Below are 18,062 nucleotides of genomic sequence, written 5' to 3' on the forward strand. Positions count from 1 at the left end.
TGAAAAAAGGAGAGTAAAATGAGCGACGATTTCAACATGTCCATGCGCAAGTTCCTCAAGCAGGTCGGCGTAACCTCGCAGCAGGCGATCGAGGACGCCATGCGCAACGCCGACGGCACCGAGGGCAAGACGTTCGAGGCCAAGGTCGTGCTGACCGTGGACGGTCTCGATGTCGAACACGTGGTCACCGGCACGATCAAGGGCGGGTGAACGTGACGGCAACAAGGGAAAGCGTGCTCGCCGCGCTGAAGAACGTGAACGACCCGGTTTCGGGCGACGACATCGTGTCGGCGGGCGTGACCCGCGGCCTTAATGTCGAGGACGGCACCGTCCGCTTCGTGCTCGAGATCGACCCCGCGAAGTCAAAGGCCTACGAGCCTGTGCTGGCCGAGGCGCAGGAGGCCGTGCGCGGCGTGGAGGGCGTGACGGACGTGTCCGCCGTGCTGACCGCACACTCCGCCAAGGCGCCGCCGGACCTCCAGACGAAAAGCAAACCTGCCGAGCCGCAAGGCCCGCAGCGCGTCCCCGGCGTCGACCACATCATCGCCATCGCTTCCGGCAAGGGCGGCGTGGGCAAGTCGACCGTTTCGGCCAACCTCGCTTGTGCGCTGGCCGCCGAGGGCCGCCGCGTCGGCCTGCTGGATGCCGATGTCTATGGCCCTTCGCAGCCCCGGATGCTGGGCGTTTCCGGACGGCCCGCCTCGCCCGATGGCAAGACGATCCTGCCGATGCGCAATCATGGCGTCACCATGATGTCGCTGGGCCTCATGACGAACGAAGATCAGGCCGTGGTCTGGCGCGGGCCGATGCTCATGGGTGCCCTGCAACAAATGCTGATGCAGGTGCAATGGGGCGCGCTTGACGTGCTGATCGTCGACCTGCCGCCCGGCACCGGCGACGTGCAGATGACGCTGGCGCAAAAGGCACAAGTGGACGGCGCGATCATCGTCTCCACCCCTCAGGACGTCGCCCTGCTGGACGCGCGCAAAGGGATCGACATGTTCAACCAGCTTAAGGTGCCGACCCTCGGCATGATCGAAAACATGTCGACACATATCTGCTCCAACTGCGGCCACGAGGAACACGTCTTTGGCCATGGCGGCGTCGCTGCCGAGGCGCAGAAAATGGGCGTGCCCCTGCTGGCCGAGGTGCCCTTGCATATCGACATCCGCATGGCCTCTGATGGCGGCGCACCCATCGTGGTGTCCAAGCCCGACGCACCGCAGTCGCAGGCCTTCCGTGATATCGCGCGGGCGCTGGTGGCACAGGGCGTGGCATGACGCGAGACCCGGCCTTCCCGCCGCTGATGCGGGGGCATGGCGTGGACGCAGGTATCGACCCGTTCGAGAAAGCCTGCGCCATGGCGGCCCTTGGCTGCGATGCCGGGACCATCGTTCATAACGTCGGCGCCAACCGGCTGGCCGCGGCGCTGATCATGGCACCCGAGGTGCCGCTGGAACAGGCCATGGCCATGCTACCCACGTGCGGCGTCGGTTTTCAGAACGCGCTCGGCGCAATTGCACCGCCCGAAGTGGCCGTCCACCTGGAATGGGCGGGCGGTCTACGCGTGAACGGCGCCGCTTGCGGCCGCCTGCGCGTCATGGCCGGCACGACCGATCCCGCCGCCATGCCCGGCTGGCTGGTGGTGGGGCTGGAATTGCCATTGATGCTGACCGATCCCGTGCCGGGCGACGCCCCCGACCGCACCGCGCTCTATGAGGAAGGCTGCGCCGACGTGGATCCGGTGGCGTTGCTGGAAGGCTGGGCGCGCCACACGCTGGTCTGGATCACCCGCTGGGAAGACGACGGCCCCCGCACCCTGCATGCCGAATGGCGCGGCCTCGCGCACGGCATCGGCGAAGACATCGCCATCGACGGCCAGACCGGAACCTTCATGGGCGTCGACGAAAATTTCGGAATGCTGCTGCGGACCGGGGGCGAGACCCGCCTGATCCCGCTCAGCACCGTGCTGGAGACTGAGACATGAAACTCGCCCGCGCCATCCACTTCGACGAGAGCGACACGCGCGTCTATCCCTCGCCCGCCCGCACCGGCGAATGGTGCATCTCCGGCGGGTTCGAGTTTTCCAACTGGTCCGAGGCTGACCTCAGCGGCAAGCAACGCCAGGCGTTCTCGAACGGCTGGCTGGGGCTGGAAACCTTCGGACGCGTGACCTTCGTAGCCGTCACGCAGATCGAAGAGCCCGAACGCGCCGCCGTGACCGACGCGCTGGCGCAGCATTTCGTCTCGGTCTACGGCGCGCCCGACATCGACGCCGCGCGCCCGGTGGCGGCTGACGAGATCGCCCAGATGATCGAGATGTGCGACGAGCACGACCCCAACACGCTCCTGACGGTCGCGCGTGAACTCACCGAGGCCGGCGTACGCGAAACCTACCGCGCCATCGCCGCGCAGGATGCCGGGCTCGAGCAGTTCGCCATTCACGGCAGCCTCGACGAGTGACCTGGCAGAGCGCTTGCGGCGCGCAGGATATCTCGTCGTCCTTGCATCCTCCTCGGGGAAGAATTGCATCGTGACGCACTGACCCTCGCGGCAGCGCCTGTCGAACCGCGGCGTTTGAGTATTTGAAGAACAGTGAAGCAGAAGCGCCCGCCCGGCTTTCACTGTTCCAAAAATACTCACTGTCGATCCGATGAAGCCTTTAGAATCGCGCCGGGATTCATGATGCCTCCGGGGTCCAGCGCTGCCTTGATCGCCCGCATCGCCGCCAGCTTGGCCGGATCGCCATAGCGCTCCAGGTCATTGACCTTCAGCCGCCCGATCCCGTGCTCGGCGGACACCGAACCGTCCATCTCGTGCACCAGATCATGCACCAGCCGCTTGATGGCGTCGCGCTGGTCCGTGTAGGCCTCGCGCGTCTCGCCCTTGGGCGGAAAAACGTTGTAATGCAGGTTTCCGTCGCCCAGATGCCCGAAGCAGTTGATCCGGAACGGTCCCAACTTCTTCAGGTTCGCGTTGCATTTCTGAATAAAACCCCGCACCGCGCTCAGCGGCAAGGAAATGTCATGGCTGCTGATCGCTCCGATGCGCCGGTTCGCCTCCGGGATCGTCTCCCGCACCTCCCAGAACTCCTGCCGTTGCGCCTCGGACTGGGCAATCATGCCGTCGCTCACCAGTCCGGCCTCCGCCGCCTCGACAAAAAGTGTCTCAAGCGCCTCTGCCGGATCAAGACCCTTGGCCAGCCCGATATCGATCAGGACGAACCACTCGGGCGGCTCGGCGAAGGGCAAACGCATGTCCGGCATGGTCTCTGCCAGGAAATCCAAGCCTGCCCTGTGCATCAACTCGAACGCCGACACCCCTTCGCCCATGTGATCGCGCGCCATCGACAACAGGCGCAGCGCCGCCTCGGGGCTGTCCACCACCATCAGCGCCGTGCCTTCTCCGGCGGGCTTGGGGAACAGCTTCAGCGCCGCGGCGGTGATCACGCCCAGCGTACCCTCGGACCCGATCAGCAGGTTGCGCAGGTCATAGCCGGTGTTGTCCTTCCTCAGCCGCTTCAGCCCGTGCCAGACCGTCCCGTCCGGCAGCACCGCCTCCAGCCCCAGGCAAAGATCCCGCGCGTTGCCATAGCGCAGCACGTTCACACCGCCCGCATTGGTCGCCAGGTTTCCGCCGATCCGCGCGCTTCCCTTGGCGGCCAGCGACAAGGGAAACAACCGGTCCACCGCGTCCGCCTCGGCATGGATATCCTGAAGGATGGCGCCCGCCTCGACCACCATCACGTTTTCCTCGGGCCAGACCCCTCGCACCGCGCGCATCCGCTCCAGGCTGAGCAGGACCGGCGCAGGCCCCTCGGGCGACAATTGTCCACCGACGAGCCCCGTGCCGCCGCCATAAGGCACCACCGGCACACCAGCGTCCACACAGGCCCGCACCACGGCCGCGACCTCCTCGGTACTGCCGGGGGCGACCAGTACGCCCGCCTGCCCCTGCCAACGCCCGCGCGGCTCTTCCAGGTAGGACGGCATCACCTCGCGGAATGCCGCCTCGGGCAGCACGCCGCGCAGGTGAGCGATGAAGTCTTCGGTCACGGAATTGAGTGTCATGACCCGCTCCTAGGCTGCGGCTCCCGCATCGTCAATCGAACAGCTTCAGCAGGCCGCGTTCCAGCTCGTCTTCCAGCGCGTCCTTCGCCGCATCCTCCAGCGACTGGCCCTCCTGCCGCTCGATCCCAAGCTGCTTTTCGACCTCGCGTTCGATCTCGTCGCGGGCCTGACGCTCCAGTTCCTTCTTCTCTTCCTCGAAGTTCAGGTCAATCGCCGCTTCCAGGTCCGGCGTGATCTTCGGGTTGGCCCACGGCCCCCGGATCTTCACCGGAATGGCCAGCCCGTCGCGGCTGCCGCCATCCAGCAGTCGTGGCGTGAACAGATAGTCGATATCCCGTGCGCCCAGCCCCACGCGACCTTCGCCCGCCGCACTCGCCTGCGGCAGTTTCAGCGTCAGGTCGTCGTTGAATAGGTTGCCCTCATCCATCGTGAACGTCGCATGAAGCGTGTCGAACACCGTGGTGCCCCCGGTGCCGCTGCCCGACCGCATCAGCCGGTCGAGGTCGAAGCCCGAGATCACGCCGCGCCCGGTCTTGAACGCGCCGCCGCCCCTCAGCGAATTCATGATCGCGTGCACGCTTTCGCCGACGCCGAGGAAATCCACCTCACCATCGGCCTTCGCCTCGAAGCGCGAGATATCCATCGCGTCGTCCAGAAATGTCTTCAGGTTGACTCCCGTGGCGATCATGTCGCCGCCCACCGACAGACCCGAGCGATTGTTCATCACGAACTGCCCGGTGATCAGCCCGTCATAGGCGCGCACCTCGCGCAGGCCAAAAACCAGCCGCGAGCGATCGAGCGTGGCAAGCGTCCGCACCTTGCCCAGCTTGAAATCACCGAGGTCGATGCTGTCTGCGACCAGCGCGAACTCTCCATTCACCGCCGCCAGCCCGGACGCGTTGATCGGTGCTTTTGACCATCCGCCACTTGCCGCGCCACCACTGTTGCCGCTGCCTGTGTTGCCATTGCCGTCTTCGCCCCCGGCGTCGTCGGCGCTTAATCCAGTCAGGTCCAGAGCGCCTGCATTAAGCTGCACGTTAAGGCGCGGTTTGTCCTCGCCCAGATCCACGTCCGCCGCTCCGGTAAACCGGTTACCGTCCAGCCCCAGTACCGTGTTGCGTAGCAACAGCCGGTCGTCCTTGAAGATCAGGTCCGTCTCCAGCGTTGCAACACGGCCCAGCCCATCGGGGATGTCCATCGGCCCCTGCCCGATCAACGCCATGAAGTCCGATGTGCTCTTCAGATCCGCAGTCAGCTTTCCCGCCGCCTCCGGCGCCGATCCCCCGCGCCCGGCAAAGCTGGCCGTGCCCGCCTTGGTCGAAATTCGCGCCTGTACGTCCGACACGCCGCCGTCGATGAAATGCCCCACGCGCTCCAGCGTGCCGGATATCTCCACCACCTCGCCGCCGGGCCGCAAAGTCAGGTCGAAATCCGCGGCCCCTTCGTAATCCGGCCAGCGCAAATCGAAATCCACGCCAGACTGGCGCACGGTGGTGCCGTCCACCTCGTCGACAAAAACCAGCGAGGCATTCTCGATCAGCGCCCGGTCCAGCGTCAGCGACAGGCGGTTCGACCGCGCCTGTGCCCCGCCTTCTCCACCGCCCTGCCCCTGGCCGGACGGTGCCACGCCCTCCACGTTCAACTCCCAGTTGACGCGCCCATCCTTGGCTCGGCGCAGGTTGATCTGCGGGCCCACGGCCTCCAGCCCGGTAATCCGAATATCCCCTCCGAACAGCGCTTGCGGCTCCACCCCGATCTTCAGGCTGTCGGCCCGGAACATCGGCGCCTCCCCGGCCCAATCCGCATTGGCGACCGTGACCGCGCCGGTGCTGACGCCTAGGATGGGCCAGAAGCTGATGGTCGTCTCGCCGCTCATCGTCACCTGGCGGCCCGTCATGCGGCTCAACTGGTCCGCCGCGATGCCCGCAACGCGCTCTCCGGGCAGGAAAAACACTGCCGCTACGACCAGCGTCGCCGACACCAGTACGATCATGAAAATGCGAATGAGCCACCGCATACCGCTCTCCACCGTTTTCTTTTCAGACTAGGCGCAGGCCTTGCGCCCAACAACAGCTTTTCCGCTTTATCGGGTGGCCTTTGGGGACTATATCGCGCCGAATGAGCACCAACCCACCCGATCTGCGCCCCGATCTTGCGAAGGCCCGCGTCACCGAAAGTCCCCGCAAGGGCCAGCCGGTGATCGGCATGGTGTCGCTGGGCTGTCCAAAGGCGCTGGTGGACAGCGAGCGCATACTGACGCGCCTGCGGGCCGAGGGCTACGGTATCTCGCCCGACTACTCCGGGGCCGACGCGGTGATCGTGAACACCTGCGGCTTTCTCGACAGCGCCAAGGCCGAAAGCCTGGACGCCATCGGCGAGGCGCTTACCGAGAATGGCCGTGTCATCGTCACGGGCTGCCTCGGTGCCGAGCCCGAGTACATCACCGGCACCCACCCCCGCGTTTTGGCCGTGACCGGCCCGCACCAATATGAACAGGTGCTCGACGCAGTGCACACCGCCGTGCCTCCTGCTCCTGATCCTTTCATCGACCTTCTGCCCGAGGCGGGCGTCAAGCTGACACCCCGCCACTACAGTTACCTCAAGATTTCAGAGGGCTGTAACCACAAGTGCAAGTTCTGCATCATCCCGGACATGCGCGGTCGCCTTGCCTCGCGCCCCGGTCACGCCATTCTGCGCGAGGCCGAAAAGCTGGTCGAGAATGGCGTGCGCGAGCTTCTGGTTATCTCCCAGGACACAAGCGCTTACGGACTGGACCGCAAGTATGACGTGAACCCGTGGAAGGATGGCGATCTGCGCAGCCATATCGTCGATCTGTCCAAGGCACTCGGAGAGCTCGGCGCGTGGGTCCGGCTGCATTACGTCTATCCCTACCCCCATGTGCGCGATCTCATCCCGCTCATGGCCGACCCGGACAACGGCGTGCTGCCCTATCTCGACATTCCGTTCCAGCACGCCCACCCGGACGTTCTGAAACGCATGGCCCGTCCCGCCGCCGGGGCGAAAACCCTCGATGAAATCGCCGCCTGGCGCGCGATCTGCCCCGATCTGACCCTGCGCTCGACCTTCATCGTCGGTTATCCCGGCGAAACCGAGGCCGAATTCCAAACCCTGCTCGATTGGCTGGGCGAGGCACAGCTCGACCGCGTCGGCTGCTTCAAGTACGAGAATGTCGAGGGCGCCCGCTCCAACGATCTACCCGACCATGTGCCCGAAGAGGTCAAGCAGGACCGCTGGGATCGCTTCATGGAAAAGGCGCAGGCCATTTCTGTGGATAAACTGGCCGCCAAGGTCGGATCCGTGCAAGAGGTGATCGTCGATGATATCGACGAGGACGGCATCGCCACCTGCCGCACCAAGGCCGACGCGCCGGAAATCGACGGCTGTCTCTTCATCGACGAGAACACCGAAGGCCTGAACGTGGGCGAGATCGTCACGGTCGAGGTGGACGAAGCCGGGGAATACGATCTCTGGGGGCGACGCCTCTAGTGTTACAGGTTTCACGGGTCGCCTGACGCCCTCGTGAAATTCTGAAATATTTCAACATTCACAAGAATTTACACCACTCCGTGTGCTCACGGGCCTGTCAGTTGATTGTCATCTTGTGCCGCCGCAGCTTGGCCGCACCAATGCAACCTCAGCCTGACAAGGACCCCGATCCATGACCTCCCTGACCACCGACACCCCCCGTGCACTTCCCGCCGTTTCCGTCGACACGGCGTTGCTCATCCTGCTGTCCGGTGCCGCCGGCACCGTCGCCTTCGACCTTTTCGGCCAAGCGCTTTCGCCGATCCTCGGCTTTGCCAATCTCGCTCCCGTGGGCCTTGCCCGCAGCCTGCTGGGCTCATTGGGCCTGCCTAACGCCGCGCCTTACGGCCACCTGATGCACCTCTTTTTCGTCGGTTTGCTGGCCTATCCCATCGGCTGGCTCTTCATCGCGCGTCCGGCGCTGAAGCGTGTTCTGCCCGGCCTTCACTGGCTTCCGGCCTCGGCCATTTACGGCGTCGGCCTCTGGGTGTTCGCCATCGGCGGCGTCACCAGCATCGCCGGCCTGCCGTTTTTCCTGAATTTCACCGGAATCACCTGGGTGGCGCTGGTGGGGCACGTGATCTACGGCATCGTCGCGGCGGCCACCGTGGTGTATCTCGAGCGCCTCCAAACCCGCTAACCCCTTGTAAAGACGACAAACAAGGGCCCAGCCGGGCCCTTGTTTCCATTTTGGTTACGGTCTTGTCACATAAATTTTGAACGAAACCCCCTAAAACTGAAACATAATAGAGACATTTCAGTGTCATGATCGACACGGAACCACAGGACACCCACAGGCCGGAGGACCGCGACATGTCCTACCCCAGTTACACACGCGCAGAACGGATCGCCGATGGCGCCGTGCACGTGCTCGGGGTTGGCAGTGCACTTGTTGCGGTCGCGTTCCTGATCGCCGCCAACGCGGGTCAGCAGACGGTGGGGACGATGACGGCGGCCGTCGTCTACGGGGTTGCCATGATCCTGATGCTCAGCGCGTCGGCCGCCTATCACCTCGCCGCGCATACGCCCTTCCGTCCGCTTCTGCGCCGGATCGACCACGCCGCCATCTACGTCAAGATCGCGGGCACGATCACGCCGCTTGCCGTGCTGCTGAACACACCTTTCGCCTATACCGTGCTGACGGTGGTGTGGTTCCTCGCACTCTCGGGCGCAGTGCGCAAACTCCTGGCCGAACGCGGAAAAATGAGCACGCACTGGTTGCCTCAGGTCCTGTTGGGCTGGCTGGGCCTGATTATCATCGTCCCGCTCTGGCCGTCGCTTCCGGCCAACAGCCTGACACTGATCTTCGCAGGCGGCATCATCTATTCCGGCGCGGTGGTATTCTACTGCTGGGACACGCTGAAATTCAGCAACGCGATCTGGCATGCCTGCGTGCTAATAGCCACCGCCTGCTGCTTTCTCGGCATCTCGGGCGCTATGGCAACCAGCATAGCACCACTCTAGAGTAGCGCCACAAGCCCGACGGCTCAGATCCGCAGTCCCGCCTTCAATGCGGCAAAAACCTCGCCGTTGCGGCACATGATCGGGGTCGCGTCCACCGGGCTGGCCTGTGCCGACATCCAGGCTTCGCAGCCATCGGGATCCGCACAGCCCGTGCATCGCAGAACCGCGTCGCACAGCGTTTCAGGATCCAGTTGCCCCGCATAAACCTCTTCCTCCAGGTCCAGGCCAAGCGTACTGGCCATACGGTCAACAAGATCAGTATGACGTTTGATCGTTTTCGTCTGCGGCATTGCGCTCTCCTGTCGCGTGAGTGCCATCGACCCTTACGGCTTCATTGCCGGGTCAAGGGGGGCACTTCCACGGCAAAGCTTGTCGTGCAATCAGCGGGCGCGCCTTGATCTGCATCAAGCGCGCTCCAGCGCCTCCATGTAGGTCGTCACGCAGTCCTGCACGTGCCGAAACCTGTCGCCGCCCAGATGCTTGCCACCGAACCAGCGCGTGACCACGATCACGTGTTCCCGCAGGTCGGCCCGTTCCAGCATCCGCACGATCACCATGCCTGCCCCGGCCTCGCCGTCATCGGATTTCAGCGCCGTGCCTTCGGCATCCAGCATCGCCCAGGTGTTATGGGTCGCCTTGGCAAATTTCTTGTCCCGTTTCAGCTCTTTCAGGAAGGCGTCCACAGCCGCGCGGTCCCGCGCCGCGCCACCCGACACGGCGTATTTCGACCCCCGGTCGGAAATCACGCCGGTCAGTTGCAGCATGTCACCCCGTCAGAGTTGTGAATTCACACGGCGCACCGTGTCGATTCGCTGCGCGTTGGGCGGGTGCGAGCCCAAAAACCGATTGCCCGGGTCCGGGATGCGCGTGAAATATTCCGCGCCCCGGAGCGGGTTATAGCCCGATTTCTTGGCGATGATGGTCCCCAGCGCGTCGGCCTCAAGCTCGAATTCCTTGGAATAGCTGCGCGCGCCCACCGAGGCGCCCACGTTCGTCGCCGCATCCACGGCGCCCGTCCCGGCCCCGGCCAGCGTCGCCAACCCGCCCAGCAGGATGGCCCCCGCCGCGGCACTCTGCTGTTGGCGCGGTATGTGCCGCCGGATATGGTGCGACGCCTCATGCGCGAAGATGAAGGCCAGTTCGTCCTCGTTGCGCACATCTGCGATCAGCGATGCGGTAAACGCCAGAATCGGCCGACCGTTGCGGTCCAGCGTCTGAAACGCGTTTGGCGGACGGCCCGGACGATCGTCCAGCACCACGTTGAAATCGCAGTTCACGTTGCCGCCGCGCGCCCGGCATTCACGCTCGGCCACCGGCTCGACCCGGGCCACGACCTGCCGGAACCGCGACAGCTGCGTTCCCGAGGGCGCCTTGACCGATTGTTGCTGCTGGCCCGTCGGCCGGGGCTGCGGCGCGTCGCCGCCCGTCGTCGTGACCTCGCAACCCGCCAGGAAAACCGCACAAATCAGAACCTTCCACCGCATCTGTCTCACCTGCAATTGCTCCCTTTGCCATAGTTTTAGCAGGGTTTGCGCCGAGGGCCAGTCCCCCTCACGCATACGCGCGGCGCAAAGCCGATTGCGCTTTGCGCCGCACACGCTAGGCTGGCGGCATGTTTTCGATAGAACACGAATTCGACGCCACCGTTGTCACCCTGATCGACGAGGGCAGCACGCCCTTGCAGGAGGACGTGACCATTAACGCCTTCGAGGAATGCGTGACCATCGAACAGCTCGACCCGCGCACCGACCGAGTACAGAAGGTGACGTTGTCGATGACCCAGTTGCAGGATCTGGGCGCCGCCCTCAACCTGCCCGAGGGGGTTTATAGCCTGTCGCGCGGTAAGAAATAATCGCATCATTCTCGGGGCCTGACCGTTCGCGGCAAAAGGGTTGACGCCCGCACCGCGCCGCCCGACATATGCCACAACATCCAAGACGCAACGAAAGCCCGCCATGCCCGCTCCCAATCCCGCCGCGATGGACTTCCTTCTCACCCGCCGCTCGCGCCCGGCGAAAACGCTGACAGGCCCGGCGCCCACGGCGCAAGAGCTTCGCCCGATCCTGACAGCCGCCGCCCGCTCGCCTGATCACGGCAAGCTGGAACCGTGGCGCTTCATCGTGCTGGATCGTGCCGCCATGCCACGCCTTGCCACGCTTGTCCGCGACCGCGGCGCTGTCCTGGGCAAGTCGGAAGAGGATATCGCCAAGGCCGCCAAGCAATACGAGGACGGCCAGCTTGCCGTTGCCGTGGTCGAGGTGCGCAAACCGTCCGACAAGATCCCCGCCATCGAACAGACCTATAGTGCCGGCGCGGCCTGCCTCGCGCTTTTGAACGCCGCGCTGGCCTCGGGCTGGGGCGCCAACTGGCTCACGGGCTGGGCCACCCATGACCGGGAGTTCATCAGCGAGGGCCTCGGGCTTGCCGACAACGAAAGCATCGCCGGCCTGGTCTTTCTCGGCACCGAAACATCGGCCCCGCCCGAACGCCCGCGCCCGGATATCGACAGTATCACCACCTGGGTCACCGAATGATCTTCACAGCCTTCTTCAAGGCGCTCGGTCAGCTGGGCGATCCGCGTTTTCGCAAGGTTTTCTGGCTGGGCGTGGCGCTCTCGTTTCTGCTGCTCGTCGCCGTTACCGCCGCCTTCCTGATGTTCATCCAGTGGGCCACCGGCGACAGCACAACGCTACCTCTTATCGGCGAGGTGAACTGGATCGACGACCTGCTCGGCTGGTCCGGCTTCTTCCTCATGCTCATCCTGTCGGTCTTCCTGATGGTGCCCGTCGCCTCGGCCATCACCTCGCTCTTCCTCGACACGGTCGCACAGGCGGTCGAGGACCGGCACTATCCCAACCTGCCAGCCGTCCCGCCAGTGCCCTTCTTCGACGGCCTGAAGGACAGCGTGAACTTCCTGGGCGTCATCATCGCGGCCAACCTGCTGGCCTTCATCCTTTACGCGCTCTTTCCGCCGGCCACACCGTTCATCTTCTGGGGCGTGAACGGCTATCTGCTGGGTATGGAGTATTTCCAGCTGGCCGCCATGCGCCGCGTCGGCCGCGCCAACGCCAAGGTGCTGCGCAAGGAACATCGCGGCACGATCTGGATGGCCGGCACGCTCATGGCCCTGCCCCTGTCGATCCCTTTGCTGAACCTCGTGATCCCGATCCTGGGCGCGGCGACCTTCACCCATATCTATCACCGTATTGCCAAATCGGCCGGCTGATCGGGGCGCGTTCAACCGGCGCCGTCGCCCAAATCCAGCCACAGCTTGCCGCGCCTGTACCCGCCCCGTATCAGTCGGCCAGGCTCCCGCGTTTCGGGAAAGTCCTCGTTCCAGTCGCGAAACCGATCATTCGTGACAATCCGCGCGTTCATATCCCGCGCCGCCGTCAAAATCGTCGGATCCGCCGGCTGCCCTTTCGGCACGACCATGATGCGCTTCTGCGGCACCCCCATCAGGCCCGCAAGCTCCCTGTCGCCCAGGAACCTGTCACCCACCTTGTAGCCCACGTTGGCATCGAACACGACGCCCGGCGTGAAACCTTCGGATGACAGGTGATCGACCACTTCGCGGACCGTATCCAGATCCGGCGACCTGTCTTTCCAGTGCATGACGTTCGAGCCATCCAGCACGACCCAACGCTTGCCTCGTTCCGTGCGCCGTCGCAGCGCGCCTACGATCAGCAAAAGAGCGCTGGCAACCGCGCACGGTCCGGCCAGCAGGATCACATCGCTCCACCCGGGCACCATCGCCGACAGGAGAATGCCGCCGATGGACAGGAACAATAGCAGGAATGGTACGATCATCGAAACACCAGCCGAACGCGCCACCTACCGAGTGACGCACCCAACAGTTGGACCGAAATCCCGGTGTGGCGCAACCCGCCTCTGACAGGTCGAATCGCGCCGCTATTCCGCCGGCTGGGCGCCCGCTCCCTCGGGCGCATCGGCCTCGTCGCGGTCCTTTTGCAGCAGATCGTACAGCACAGGCGTCAGGAACAGTGTCAGCACCGAGGCCGACATGAACCCGCCGATGATCACGGTGCCGATGGAAAACCGGCTGGCCGCCCCGGCACCGGTGGACAGCACCAGCGGCACGGCCCCCAACACTGTCGACATCACCGTCATCAGGATCGGTCGCAACCGAACCGCCGACGCCTCGATCACCGCTTCACGCACGTTGCGGCCTTCCTCGCGCAACTGGTTGGCAAACTCCACGATCAGGATACCGTTCTTGGCCATCAGCCCGATCAGCATCACCATCCCCACCTGCGTGTAGATGTTGATCGCCTCGCCCAGCGCGAACAGCGTCAGCAACGCCCCCGCCACGGCCAGCGGCACCGACAACAGGATCACCACCGGCTGGATGAAGCTCTCGAACTGCGCCGCCAGCACCAGGAACACGATCAAGAGCGCCAGTGCGAATGTCAGCGCGATGCCCCCCGAGGTCTCCTGATAGCTTTCCGCCTGCCCCGAATAGCTGATCTGCATGGCCGAGGGCATGTCCTCGGCAATCTCTTCGACCGTCGCGATGGCCGAGCCGAGGTCCACGCCCTCCGCCAGCGACGCGCTGATCTCGACCGAGGGCTGTCGGTTGTACCGGTTGTAAGCCCGCACCGACGCGCGCCGCTCCAGCCTCACCAGACCGTCCAGCGGCACCAGCTCGCCGGTCTCGGTCCGCACGTTCACGCCCGTCAGATCCGCGGTGTTGGTTCGCCGATCGTCCGGCGCCTGCAGGATCACCGGGTACTGCCGGTCGCGCGAGATGAACTCCGTCACCTCCGCCGAGGCAAAGAAGGTGCGCACCGCGTCCGAGATATCCCGCGCCTCGACCCCGATCTGCCGCGCCATCGCCCGGTTCACACTGATATCGAACCCCGGCGTGTTGATCTCGTAATCCCGCCGCACCCCGGTCAGGTCGGGGCTGGCGCGCATCGCCTCTTCCATCTGGCGTGAAAATTCGGCGGCGTCCTCGAAACTTGGTCCCGTGACGATCACCTCCAGCCCCGAGCCGCTTCCGGCATCAAGGCCCGATGGCGCGAAGGCTCGCACGCTGGCGCGGGTGATCTTGCCGAATTCAGGCCGCAGCTCGGCCAGAACATCGCGCGGCCCCATCTCGCGCTCGGCCCAAGGCGACATCACCGCCACCACGAAGGCGCGCCCGGATTCGCCGTATTGGCCGACGATGGCGATGGTGTCCTCCACCACGCCTTGTTCGCGGTAAGGCGCGATCAGATCCTCGACCTGGCTCACCGCATTGTCGGTCAGTGGCAGGGCAGATCCCGGCGGTGCCTGGATCGACACGAAGAAAATACCCCGGTCCGATGCCGGAGTCAGCTGCGACGGCAATTGCTGGTACAGCGTCCACGACATTCCTGTCAGGCCCGCCGCAATCGCCAGCACCACCAAGGGCGCACCGATCGCGCGCGTCAGCAGGTTGCGATAGCCCTCCGAGGTGCTCTTTGTGACCCGCTTCACACCGCGCGCGAACCACGTGTCGTTCATGCCTTTCTTCAAAAGCTTGCTGGCGATCACCGGGCACAGCGTCAGCGCCACGAAGGTCGACAGCGCCACCGCGATGGCCAGCGTCACGCCGAATTCCCGGAACAGCTTGCCCAGCTCCCCTTCCAGCAACGACAGCGGCACGAAGACCGAAATCAGCACCGCCGAGGTCGACACCACGGCAAAGAACACCTGGTTCGCCCCGGTGCGCGCCGCTTGCCTGGGGTCCTCGCCTTCCTCCACCTTGCGCTCGATATTCTCCAGCACGACGATGGCGTCATCCACCACCAGCCCGATGGCCAGAATCAGCGCGAACAACGTCAGGATATTGATCGAAAACCCGGCCAGCGCGATCCCCGCACAGGCCCCCAGCAGCGCGATGGGGATGGTCACCGCCGGGATCACCGTCGTCCGGATCGAGGTCAAAAAGACGTAGATCACCGCCACCACGATGCCCACGGCGATGGCCAGCGTGGTCAAAACCTGCCGGATCGAATTCGAGATGAAATCCGCGTCGTCCGAGGTGATCTGCAAAGCCGTCCCACCGGGCAGGTCAGCCGCGATCCGCTCCACTTCCTCGCCAACCGCGGCCGAAATCGACAGCGTGTTGGCCGAGGATTGCCGCAGCACGCCCAAACCCAGTGCCGTCTCGCCATTGGCGCGAAATTCGCTGTCGTCACTTTCGACCCCCAGCTCGATCCGCGTCACGTCCCCCAGCAGCACCCGGCCATTCTCGTCCGACCGCACGATCAGGTTCTCGAATTCCTCGACGCTCGACAGCCGCGTCTCGGTGCGCAACAGATACGTCCGAGCCTCGTTCTCGATGGTGCCCGCCGGCAGTTCCAGGTTGTTGGCCCGCAACGCGTCGGCAATCTCGTTCGCGGTCACGCCCCGCGCCGCCATCGCCTGCGGGTCCAGCCAGACGCGCATCGCATAGGCCCGGTCGCCGTAGATCTGCACCGCCGCCACGCCACTCAGCGTCTCCAGCCGGTCCGTGATGAACCGGTCTGCGTAATCCGTCAGTTCCGAGGCGGACAGGGTCTCGGACGTCAGGGTCATCCACAGGATCGGGTCGCCCTGGCTGTCATTCTTTTCCACCTCCGGCTCCTCGGCCTCTTCCGGCAGATCGCCCGCCACGCCCTCGACCGCCGCGCGCACATCCGCAGCCGCCTGGTCGATATCGCGCCCCTGCCGGAACGTGATGACCGTGCGCAGACCGCCCAACTCGGATTCGGTGTTCATGCTGTCGATGCCCGACACCGTCGACAACGCGCCTTCGACAACCGTCGCCAATTCGCTGTCCACCACACCGGGACCGGCCCCGATATAGGGTACACTCACCGTCACCTCGGCCGTCGTCGTGTCCGGCAATTCCCGCACCGGCATTCGGGTCAGCCCGGCAATGCCCACCACGATGATCAGGATCGACAGGACGGTCGCCAGCACGGGCCGCTTGATGCACAGATCGGGCAGCGTCATTGCGTGTTGGCCCCTGCATCGCCCTGGGATGCGGCGTCGCCACTCTCGTCCACCTCTTCGGCCACCTCGACCGAGGCCCCGTCCGACAGGTTGTCCCATCCCGCGACGACCACGCGGTCCTCCAACGCCAGCCCGTCGCGCACTTCGGTCATCGCTCCCAGCGACTGCCCCGGCTCGATTTCGGTGCGCACGGCAGCATCGTCAGCCACTGTGTAGACATAGCTCGCCAGTCCCTCGCTGATGATCGCATCGTCGGCAATCGCCAGCCCTTCATAGGTGTCCAGAACGATCTCGGCATCAGCGAACATGCCGCCCACCAGTCGCCCGTCGGCATTGTCGATCTCGGCACGGATGTTGAAACTGCGGGTCTCCAGGTTGACCTCCGACGCCCGCACAGTCACCTCTCCGTCGAATTCCGCATCCGGATAGGCTGGCGTCGTCACGTTCACGGCCTGCCCAACCCTGATCCGGTCGAAATACCGCTCGGGCAGCGACACGGTCAGTTCCATCGTGCTGATATCCGCCAGCCGCGTGACGGCCATGCCTTCGCTCAGAAACGTCCCCGTTTCGATATCAATCAGGCCCAGCACCCCGTCGAACGGCGCTAACAGCGTCCGGTCTTCGAGGTCGGCACGGGTCATCATAAGCGCCGCCTCCGCCCGACGATAGGCCGCCCGCGCCTCTTCCAGCCGCGCCTCGGCAGCGGCGTTGTTGTCGGTCAGTTCCTCAACGCGGCGAAATGCGTCCTCGGCCTCGGCATATGTGGCCTCGGCCTCGGCCAGCGCCGCGCGGGCCGCACGTTCGTCCAACTGCACGATGACCTCACCTTCGGTCACCTCTTCGCCCGATGACACTGGCACACCTGTAACGCGCCCGGCGGATGTCGGTACCAGCTCGACCGAACGCACCGGGATCAGTGTGCCGACCCCGCTCACCCGGTCTTCTATCTGCCGCGTCTCGGGCCGGGTCACTTCCACGCGAACTGCGGGCGGCGCCGAGGCGGCCTCACCCGATCCGCCTTGCGACAGGATCTGCTGCGTACCCCAGATCCCCGCAGCGGCGCAGATGGCCACAACGCAAAGGCCGATTACGACCCTGAAAACCTTACCCAATTCATCTCCCTCCGAACGGTAACGCGCCGATATCGGACACCGCGCGCACGCACGGGCCATTTCACCGGGTTAATTGGGCGAACTAGGGCAGCCGGTCCCGAGGAACAGGCCACGGGTCATTTGGCCACGGGCAAATGCGTCCGCGCTGAGATCACAAAAGCGCGAGTAACGGCCTCGTAGGGTGGGCGAAAGCCCACGCGTCCCCCCACGCGCACCATCGCCATCACGCCAGCGACGTCACCCACAGGATCGTCGCATCCTCGTCACTCACCGACACCACGTTGTGGCCCATGGTGGCGTCGTAATAGGCGCTGTCGCCCCGGCGCATCTCGATCGGCTCGTAGAATTCGGTGTACAGCCGGACAACCCCCGTCAGGACATACATGAACTCTTCGCCGTCATGGCGCACCCAGCCGTCGAACTCCTCGACCGACCGTGCCCGGATGCGCGCACGGTAGGGCAGCATCCGCTTCTTCAACAGCGCATCGCCCAAGAGTTCATGCTCGTAGGTCGTGGTCGCCTGCGCCGTGCCCTGCCCTTGCCTGGTCACCGCCATCCGGCCGCTGACCTGTTCGCGCTGAGGCGGAGTGAACAGCTGCGGGATGGAGATCTCCAGCCCCACCGCCAGCTTTTTCAAGGCATCGTAGGTGGGCGACATCACCCCGTTCTCGATCTTCGACAGGGTGGACCGCGCCAGCCCCGCCTGCTTGGCGGCCTGTTCCAGCGTCCAGCCCCGCGACTTGCGCAAATCGCGCACCCGTTCGGCCAGGTTCAGCGGCTGTGCCGCGTCCTCTTCCCCGCTTTCGCGGGCCAGCCTGATCAGGCTCACGGGCGATCTGTCTTCCATGTCCTACGCTATACGCAGCACCGCCATGGCTTGCAACTT

Annotated in this window: 19 protein-coding genes; 10 read left to right on the forward strand and 9 right to left on the reverse strand. The window is 64.8% G+C overall.

Translation table 11 applies throughout. The features are described 5' to 3' along the window. Positions 1-18: 18 nt before the first annotated feature. From PVV74_RS05770 to PVV74_RS05785, 4 genes are read left to right on the forward strand one after another with little or no spacing between them, the layout of a single operon-like run. Positions 19-210, forward strand: coding sequence for a DUF6494 family protein (locus tag PVV74_RS05770; RefSeq protein ID WP_103762205.1), 192 nt, complete (start codon positions 19-21; stop codon positions 208-210). 2 nt (positions 211-212) lie between these two features. Continuing rightward, the gene (gene apbC / locus PVV74_RS05775; RefSeq protein WP_103762497.1) at positions 213-1,280 is read left to right on the forward strand and encodes an iron-sulfur cluster carrier protein ApbC; all 1,068 of its coding nucleotides are present in this window, start codon (positions 213-215) and stop codon (positions 1,278-1,280) included. Continuing rightward, the gene (locus PVV74_RS05780) at positions 1,277-1,987 is read left to right on the forward strand and encodes a biotin/lipoate--protein ligase family protein (RefSeq protein WP_274592562.1); all 711 of its coding nucleotides are present in this window, start codon (positions 1,277-1,279) and stop codon (positions 1,985-1,987) included. The genes apbC and PVV74_RS05780 overlap by 4 nt, the downstream gene beginning before the upstream one ends. Further along, the gene (locus PVV74_RS05785) at positions 1,984-2,463 is read left to right on the forward strand and encodes a DUF6505 family protein (RefSeq protein ID WP_103762203.1); all 480 of its coding nucleotides are present in this window, start codon (positions 1,984-1,986) and stop codon (positions 2,461-2,463) included. Before PVV74_RS05780 ends, PVV74_RS05785 begins: the two co-directional genes overlap by 4 nt. Before the next feature lie 176 nt (positions 2,464-2,639). Here PVV74_RS05785 and PVV74_RS05790 read toward each other — a convergent pair whose 3' ends face one another. Both PVV74_RS05790 and PVV74_RS05795 read right to left on the reverse strand, forming a co-directional pair. Then, on the reverse strand, positions 2,640-4,070 hold the full coding sequence (locus PVV74_RS05790) for an FAD-binding oxidoreductase (RefSeq protein WP_274592563.1): 1,431 nt from the start codon (positions 4,068-4,070) through the stop codon (positions 2,640-2,642). 31 nt (positions 4,071-4,101) lie between these two features. Then, complete coding sequence (locus tag PVV74_RS05795; RefSeq protein ID WP_274592564.1) at positions 4,102-6,087, reverse strand: AsmA family protein; 1,986 nt, start codon at positions 6,085-6,087, stop codon at positions 4,102-4,104. Between the two features lie 101 nt (positions 6,088-6,188). Between PVV74_RS05795 and rimO the strand changes: the two genes are divergently transcribed. The 3 genes from rimO to trhA all read left to right on the forward strand — a co-directional run bounded on the left by rimO (position 6,189) and on the right by trhA (position 9,080). Then, the gene (gene rimO / locus PVV74_RS05800; protein ID WP_274592565.1) at positions 6,189-7,577 is read left to right on the forward strand and encodes a 30S ribosomal protein S12 methylthiotransferase RimO; all 1,389 of its coding nucleotides are present in this window, start codon (positions 6,189-6,191) and stop codon (positions 7,575-7,577) included. 172 nt (positions 7,578-7,749) lie between these two features. Next, entirely contained in the window at positions 7,750-8,256 is a 507-nt protein-coding gene (locus PVV74_RS05805; protein ID WP_274592566.1) for a hypothetical protein, read from the forward strand. 125 nt (positions 8,257-8,381) lie between these two features. Beyond that, positions 8,382-9,080: a PAQR family membrane homeostasis protein TrhA gene (trhA, locus tag PVV74_RS05810; protein WP_274592567.1), complete on the forward strand. Its 699-nt coding sequence runs from the start codon at positions 8,382-8,384 to the stop codon at positions 9,078-9,080. 23 nt (positions 9,081-9,103) lie between these two features. Here the strand turns inward: trhA and PVV74_RS05815 are convergent, their stop codons facing one another. The 3 genes from PVV74_RS05815 to PVV74_RS05825 form a co-directional block, all read right to left on the reverse strand. Continuing rightward, positions 9,104-9,370, reverse strand: a complete 267-nt coding sequence (locus PVV74_RS05815; protein ID WP_245890418.1) for a DUF6455 family protein — start codon at positions 9,368-9,370, stop codon at positions 9,104-9,106. Between the two features lie 114 nt (positions 9,371-9,484). Next, on the reverse strand, positions 9,485-9,844 hold the full coding sequence (locus PVV74_RS05820) for a YigZ family protein (RefSeq protein WP_103762196.1): 360 nt from the start codon (positions 9,842-9,844) through the stop codon (positions 9,485-9,487). Positions 9,845-9,853: 9 nt separating this feature from the next. Continuing rightward, the gene (locus PVV74_RS05825; protein WP_103762195.1) at positions 9,854-10,564 is read right to left on the reverse strand and encodes a M48 family metalloprotease; all 711 of its coding nucleotides are present in this window, start codon (positions 10,562-10,564) and stop codon (positions 9,854-9,856) included. A 128-nt stretch (positions 10,565-10,692) separates the two neighbouring features. Here PVV74_RS05825 and PVV74_RS05830 point away from each other — a divergent pair, with 128 nt between their 5' ends. The 3 genes from PVV74_RS05830 (at position 10,693) to PVV74_RS05840 (ending at position 12,306) form a co-directional block, all read left to right on the forward strand. Next, positions 10,693-10,932 (forward strand): hypothetical protein, encoded by a 240-nt coding sequence (locus PVV74_RS05830; protein ID WP_103762194.1) that lies wholly within the window; start codon positions 10,693-10,695, stop codon positions 10,930-10,932. A 103-nt stretch (positions 10,933-11,035) separates the two neighbouring features. Beyond that, a complete protein-coding gene (locus PVV74_RS05835) occupies positions 11,036-11,614 on the forward strand; it encodes a nitroreductase family protein (RefSeq protein ID WP_274592568.1) in 579 nt (192 codons plus the stop codon). Beyond that, a complete protein-coding gene (locus PVV74_RS05840; protein WP_103762192.1) occupies positions 11,611-12,306 on the forward strand; it encodes an EI24 domain-containing protein in 696 nt (231 codons plus the stop codon). The genes PVV74_RS05835 and PVV74_RS05840 overlap by 4 nt, the downstream gene beginning before the upstream one ends. Positions 12,307-12,317: 11 nt before the next feature. Here PVV74_RS05840 and PVV74_RS05845 read toward each other — a convergent pair whose 3' ends face one another. The 4 genes from PVV74_RS05845 to PVV74_RS05860 form a co-directional block, all read right to left on the reverse strand. Next, positions 12,318-12,890, reverse strand: coding sequence for an NYN domain-containing protein (locus PVV74_RS05845; RefSeq protein ID WP_274592569.1), 573 nt, complete (start codon positions 12,888-12,890; stop codon positions 12,318-12,320). Between the two features lie 102 nt (positions 12,891-12,992). Then, on the reverse strand, positions 12,993-16,064 hold the full coding sequence (locus PVV74_RS05850) for an efflux RND transporter permease subunit (RefSeq protein ID WP_274592570.1): 3,072 nt from the start codon (positions 16,062-16,064) through the stop codon (positions 12,993-12,995). After that, positions 16,061-17,176: an efflux RND transporter periplasmic adaptor subunit gene (locus PVV74_RS05855; RefSeq protein ID WP_274592571.1), complete on the reverse strand. Its 1,116-nt coding sequence runs from the start codon at positions 17,174-17,176 to the stop codon at positions 16,061-16,063. The genes PVV74_RS05850 and PVV74_RS05855 overlap by 4 nt, the downstream gene beginning before the upstream one ends. Before the next feature lie 223 nt (positions 17,177-17,399). Next, positions 17,400-18,023: a helix-turn-helix domain-containing protein gene (locus tag PVV74_RS05860; protein WP_103762188.1), complete on the reverse strand. Its 624-nt coding sequence runs from the start codon at positions 18,021-18,023 to the stop codon at positions 17,400-17,402. Between the last annotated feature and the right edge of the window lie 39 nt (positions 18,024-18,062).

Source organism: Roseovarius sp. SK2 (assembly GCF_028807495.1).
Classification (GTDB): domain Bacteria; phylum Pseudomonadota; class Alphaproteobacteria; order Rhodobacterales; family Rhodobacteraceae; genus Roseovarius; species Roseovarius confluentis.